5 protein-coding genes are annotated in these 6,000 nt (G+C 71.6%); all 5 read left to right on the top strand.

The window, feature by feature from the left end; translation table 11 throughout:
- Window positions 1-139 precede the first annotated feature (139 nt).
- The 5 genes from VF330_RS19555 to truB all read left to right on the top strand — a co-directional run bounded on the left by VF330_RS19555 (window position 140) and on the right by truB (window position 5,980).
- On the top strand, window positions 140-1,126 hold the full coding sequence (locus VF330_RS19555) for a bifunctional oligoribonuclease/PAP phosphatase NrnA (RefSeq protein ID WP_330853068.1): 987 nt from the start codon (window positions 140-142) through the stop codon (window positions 1,124-1,126).
- Window positions 1,123-2,256, top strand: a complete 1,134-nt coding sequence (locus tag VF330_RS19550; RefSeq protein ID WP_330853067.1) for an ROK family transcriptional regulator — start codon at window positions 1,123-1,125, stop codon at window positions 2,254-2,256. The genes VF330_RS19555 and VF330_RS19550 overlap by 4 nt, the downstream gene beginning before the upstream one ends.
- Before the next feature lie 65 nt (window positions 2,257-2,321).
- Entirely contained in the window at window positions 2,322-3,623 is a 1,302-nt protein-coding gene (locus VF330_RS19545) for an MATE family efflux transporter (protein WP_330853066.1), read from the top strand.
- A gap of 132 nt (window positions 3,624-3,755) precedes the next feature.
- The gene (locus tag VF330_RS19540) at window positions 3,756-5,081 is read left to right on the top strand and encodes an MFS transporter (RefSeq protein WP_330853065.1); all 1,326 of its coding nucleotides are present in this window, start codon (window positions 3,756-3,758) and stop codon (window positions 5,079-5,081) included.
- 11 nt (window positions 5,082-5,092) lie between these two features.
- The gene (gene truB / locus VF330_RS19535; RefSeq protein WP_330853064.1) at window positions 5,093-5,980 is read left to right on the top strand and encodes a tRNA pseudouridine(55) synthase TruB; all 888 of its coding nucleotides are present in this window, start codon (window positions 5,093-5,095) and stop codon (window positions 5,978-5,980) included.
- The last annotated feature ends 20 nt before the right edge of the window (window positions 5,981-6,000 follow it).

Here is a 6,000-nt window from a genome sequence, read left to right as displayed (position 1 = left end):
CTGCCGGTAGAAGCGTGCTCGGCTTCGCCTTCGCCTTCGCCTTCGCGTGCTCGCCTTCGGCTTCGCTTGTCGGCTGGAAACTGTCTTGTCCGAGGGTGCCGGACAGCACATTCGGGCGGTCAGCGGCTAACGTCTCCCTGTGGCAGACGACCTGAGCACCACCATTGCCGAGGCCGCGCGGTTGCTGGCCGGCGCCCGTGACGTGACGCTGCTCAGTCACATCAACCCCGACGCTGACACGCTCGGGAGTGCTTTGGCCGTGGGGCTCGCTCTGCACCGGCGCGGGGTCGTCGTGCGCGTCGCTTTCGGGGAGCCCGAGGTCGTGCCGGAGAGCCTCAAGGCGTTGGACACCGCCGGGTTGCTCGTCCACCGGGACGAGGTGCCGTTGGCGCCTGAGTTGCTCGTGGTCATGGACACCGGCAGCGTGCAGCGGCTCGGGCCGTTGGGGGATCGGGTGGCCAATGCCCGTGGGCCCGTCATCGTCGTCGACCACCACGTCTCCAACACGCGGTACGGGACTGTGCATTGCATTGACGAGCACGCTGAGGCGACTGCTCTCATCGCGTTGAAGTTGCTCGACGAGATGGACGTCGAGCTCGACGAGCCGATCGCGCGGTGTCTTTACGCGGGGCTCGTCACCGACACCGGGGGATTCCGGAAGGCCGGGCCCACTGCTCACGAGACGGCGGCTCGGTTGTTGAAGACCGGGGTGGACGCGTACAGCGTCACGCGGCCGTTGATGGACGCGCATCCGTTCGCGTATCTCGGGATGTTGTCGCGGGTGCTGGCGAAGGCCGAGCTCGATCCGGCTGCCGCGGGTGGGCTGGGGCTGGTGCACGCGGTCGTGAGCCTCGAGGACGCGCGGGAGGTTCGCAGCGAGGAGGTGGAGAGCGTGATCGACGTCGTGCGCTCTGCTTCCGAGGCCGAGGTGGCGGCTGTGCTGAAGGAGTTGCGGCCCGGGTACTGGTCCGTGTCGTTGCGGGCGGTCAGCCGGGTCGATGTTCGTGAGGTGGCGCAGGTCCTCGGGGGCGGTGGGCACCGGCTGGCTGCCGGGTTCACGTTCGACGGAGGCGCCGAGCAGGTCGTCGCCGCGCTGAAGGGCGCGTTGGAGCAGGTGGGGTCATGACACGGACTGGTAGTCCGCGGCTGCTGCGGGAGATCAACGACCGCGCCGCGATCGAGACGTTGTTGCGCAGCGGTGCGATGACGCGTGCCGAGCTGGAGGAGGTCATCGGGCTGTCCAAGCCCGCCACGGCCCAGCTGCTGGCCCGGCTCGAAGAGGACGGGATGGTCGTCCGCACCGGGTTGCGCGGGGGCGGGCGTGGGCCACGGGCGCAGATGTGGGCCGTCAACGGCGGTGTCGGGTACGTGGCGGCGGTGGCGTTGTCGCCCGAGCTGATCGACGTGGTCGTCGCGGACATCACCGGGGCGTTGCTGGCCGAGCACAGCGCGCCGATGCCCAAGGAGCACACGCTGCGGGCGTTCCGCGAGACGGTGCAGAAGGCGGCGGCGCTGGCGGGGCTGCGGCTCGACTCGCTGGCGCACGTCGTCGTCGGGACGCCGGGCGCGGTGGACCCGTCGACCGGGCACCTCGGGTTCGCGCCGCACCTGCCGGGGCTCGTGGACGTCGACCTGCCCTCGACGTTGCGCGACCTGCTGGGCACGTCGGTGTCGATCGAGAACGACATCAACCTCGCCGCGCTGGAGGAGATGAGCTCCGGGCGGGCCGCCGGCGTGCGGAACTTCGTGCTGTTCTGGCCGGCGGACGAGATCGGGTCGGCCGTCGTCGTCAACGGCGTGCTGCTGCGCGGCGTCACGGGCGGCGCGGGCGAGATCGACTCCATGCAGATCCCCGGCGGCCGGTACGGCGACCTCGTCGACAGCGACGCGATCGTGGCACTGGCGGCGACGCACGGGATCACGGAGGAGTCCGGGCTGGAGGCCGTCGCGCACGCCCTGACGGCGGGGACCGAGGGGCGCGCGTTCCTGACGGACCTCGCTCGCAGGATCGCGTTGGGGCTGGCGAACGTGGTGTGCGTGCTCGACCCGGAGCTGGTGCTGCTCTCGGGCGCGGTGGCGCAGACCGGCGGCGAGACGCTGTGCGAGCTGGTCTCGGTGGAGCTGCGGAAGATCGTGGTGCCGCGGACTCCGGTGCACCTCGCGCAGGTCACGGCGAACCCGGTGCGGGCGGGGGCGCTGCACTCGGCGCTCGCGGTGGCGCGGGAGCGGGTGTTCGGGCTGCCGCAGGGTCTGTGAGGCGCAGTCGGGTGAGTGTTCGTCGTCACCGGACGGGAGCGCTCGTCAGAGCCTAGGTTCGACGGGTGGAGGATCGGGTTCCCGCTCGGCGGGTCATCGGGCTGGCGGTGCCCGCCCTGGGGGTGCTGGCGGCCGAGCCGTTGTACGTGCTCGTCGACACGGCGGTGGTCGGGCACCTGGGGGCGTTGCCGCTGGCCGGGCTGGCGCTCGGCGGAGTGCTGCTCACGCAGGTGTCGACGCAGCTGACGTTCCTCTCGTACGGCACGACGGCGCGCACGGCCCGGTTGCACGGGGCCGGGCGGCGTCAGGAGGCCGTCGAGGAGGGCGTGCAGGCGACGTGGCTCGCGCTGGCCGCCGGGGTGCTCGTCGTGCTGCTGGGGCAGGTGTTCGCGCGGCCGCTGGCCGAGCTGCTGGCGGGTGGCGGGGCCGTCGCGGACGCGGCGGTGGAGTGGGTGCGCATCGCGTTGTTCGGGGCGCCGTTCATCCTCGTCACGATGGCCGGCAACGGGTGGATGCGCGGGGTCCAGGACACGAAGAGGCCGCTCAAGTACATCCTGATCGGCAACGGCATCAGCGCGGTGCTGTGTCCCGCGCTCGTCTACGGCGCGGGCTGGGGGCTGGAGGGCTCCGCCGTCGCCAACGTCGTCGCGCAGGTGCTCTCCGCCGGGCTCTTCTTCAAGGCGCTCTTCGCGGAGCACGTGTCGATGCGGCCGCAGTGGACCGCCATGCGCGCGCAGCTCGGCATGGGGCGTGATCTGGTTCTGCGGAGCCTGGCGTTCCAGGCGTGCTTCATCAGTGCGGCTTCCGTCGCGGCACGGACGTCCGTCGGTGCGTTGGGTGCGCATCAGGTCGTGTTGCAGCTGTGGACGTTCCTCGCGCTGGTGCTCGACTCGCTGGCGATCGCGGCTCAGTCGCTCGTCGGCGCGGCGCTGGGGGCGTCGAGGCGCAAGCAGGCGGAGAAGCTCGCGTGGCAGGTCACGCGGTACGGGCTGGTGTTCGGCATCGGGCTCGGGGTGCTGTTCGCGGCGCTGTTCACCGTGCTGCCGCGCGCGTTCACCTCGGACGCCGGGGTGCTCGGCGAGATCCCGCACGCCTGGTGGTTCTTCGTTGCGCTGCAACCGATCGCGGGTGTGGTGTTCGCGTTGGACGGGGTGCTGCTCGGCGCCGGCGACGTGAAGTTCATGCGCACGGCGACGCTCGGGTCGGCGGTGGTCGGGTTCCTGCCGCTCGTGTGGGCCTCGTACGCGTTCGGGTGGGGGCTGGCCGGCATCTGGACCGGGCTGTCGGCGTTCATGGTGCTGCGGCTCGTGGCGGTGGTGTGGCGGACGCGGTCGGGGGAGTGGGCCGTGGAGGGCGCGGTCCGGTAGGTGTGAGCAGGCCCACGACCAGGCGCCCCGATCGGCCGCTGTGGTCGACCTCACGGCATGAGACCGTGACCAAAAAGGTTGTTTAGGCGATGTAACTAATGTTGCCCACCCTCAACCTGGGAGAGTGCCGTCTTGCCGTCGGTCGATCGCGCCACCCGGACCTCGTGGCTGATCTGGACCACCGCCGTACTCGTCTACTTCGCCGCCCTGTTCCACCGGACCACGCTCGGCGTGGCCGGACTGGAGGCGAGCGAACGCTTCGGGCTCGGACCCGCGCAGCTCGGTGTGTTCACCGTGCTGCAGATCGGTGTCTACGCCCTCATGCAGATCCCCACCGGCCTGCTCGTGGACCGCTACGGGCCGCGCCGGATCCTCACCGTCGCCGCGCTGCTCATGGGCACCGGTCAGGTGCTCTTCGCCGTCGCCGACTCCTACGCGCTGGGACTCACCGCGCGAGCCGTGCTGGGCATGGGTGACGCGATGACGTTCATCAGCGTGATCCGCCTCGTCGCGACGCACTTCCCGCCGCGGCAGTACTCGCTCGTCGTCGCCGTCACGGCCGCGATCGGCGGGGTCGGCAACCTCGTCGCCACCGTGCCGCTGACGCTGATGCTCGGCTCGATCGGGTGGACGTGGGCGTTCCTCATCGCGGGCGGCCTCACCGCGCTGTACTCGGCCGTGGCGTTCCTGCGGGTGCGCGACGTGCCGGCCGGGTTCGTCGCGCCCAAGCCGGAAGTCGTGCCGTTCCGCAGGATCTGGCCGAAGGTGCGGCAGGCGTGGAGCGTGCCGGGCACCCGGCTGGGTTTCTGGGCGCACTTCAGCACGATGTCCACGCCGGCCGTCATCGGCCTGCTGTGGGGCTACCCGTACCTCGTGCAGGCGCAGGGCATGTCGGCCAAGGCCGCGTCCTCGACGCTCGGCCTGCTCGTCATCGGCGCGATCGTGGCGAGCCCGATCATCGGCGGCCTGTTCTCGCGCAACCCCGAGTGGCGCATGCCGATCTCGGTCGGGTTCCTGGCGTTCGCGCTGGCCGGGTGGGCCGTGCTGCTGCTGTGGCCGGGCGGGCGCGTGCCGGCGCCGGTCATCGCCGTCGTGTTCCTCGTGCTGACCGTCGGCGGGCCGATCTCGGGCGTGGCGTTCGCGTTGGCGCGGGACTACAACCCGTCGCACCGCCAGTCCACGGCGAGCGGTCTGGTCAACGTCGGCGGCTTCCTCGCGGTCACGGTGACCGCACTCGGCGTCGGCGTGCTGCTGGACCTCGTCGAGGGCGTTCTCGCGCCCGCGACGGCGTTCCGCGTGGCGTTGAGCTTCTGCGTCTTGGTGCTCGTGGTGGGCGGCTGGCGGATGCTCGTGTGGTGGCGGCGCGCGCGTGCCGCGGTGTTCGAGGCCGAGGAGCGCGGCGAGACCGTGCCGGTGCAGATCCGGCGTCGTCGCTGGGACGCCCTGCGCGTCGCTTAAGCTTCTCCGCCGTGAAACCCTCTGTTGCGCCGGGCCTGGTCGTCGTCGACAAGCCGGACGGCATGACCTCGCACGACGTGGTGGCGCGTGTGCGCAGGATCCTCGGCACCCGCAAGGTCGGGCACGCCGGCACGCTCGACCCGATGGCCACCGGCGTGCTCGTGCTCGGCATCGAGCGCGCCACCAAGCTCCTCGGCCACCTCGCGCTCGACAGCAAGGCCTACCTCGCGACGATCGTGCTCGGCGCGGCCACCACCACGGACGACGCCGAGGGCGAGGTCCTGTCCACTGTGGACGCCTCCGACGTGACCGACGAGGCGGTCGCCGCCGAGGTGGCGAAGCTGACCGGACCCATCCAGCAGGTGCCGTCGGCCGTGTCCGCGGTGAAGATCGACGGCAAGCGCGCGTACGCACGGGTGCGTGCGGGTGAACAGGTCGAGATCCCCGCACGGCCGGTCACCGTGCACCGCTTCGACGTCCTGTTCACGCGCCGTGAGGACAAGACGGTCCTGCTCGACGTGATGGTCGAGTGCTCCTCCGGCACCTACGTGCGCGCACTGGCCCGCGACCTCGGCTCCGCGCTCGGCGTCGGCGGCCACCTGGGGGCGTTGCGCCGCACCAGGGTCGGCCCGTTCGACCTGCGCGTGGCGCGCACGCTCCAGCAGCTGGAGGACACGCCCGGCCTGTCGCTCGACCTCGACGCGGCCGTCGCCACGGCGTTCCCGCGCCGCGAGATCGACCCGGCCGAGGCCTCGGCCCTCTCGCACGGGCAGCGGCTGCGCGCGGGCGGGATCGACGGCACCTACGGCGTGTTCGGGCCGGACGGGCACGTCATCGCCCTGGCCAAGGACGAGGGCACCGCCTGCAAGCCCGTGGTCGTGCTCAGCCCCGCGGGCTGAGACAGGTGTCGAGCAGCGGT

It is taken from the genome of Lentzea sp., from assembly GCF_036380075.1.
In the GTDB taxonomy this organism is placed as follows: domain Bacteria; phylum Actinomycetota; class Actinomycetes; order Mycobacteriales; family Pseudonocardiaceae; genus Lentzea.
Note: the sequence above shows the minus strand (reverse complement) of the source record. Positions and strands in the feature narration are given on the sequence as shown.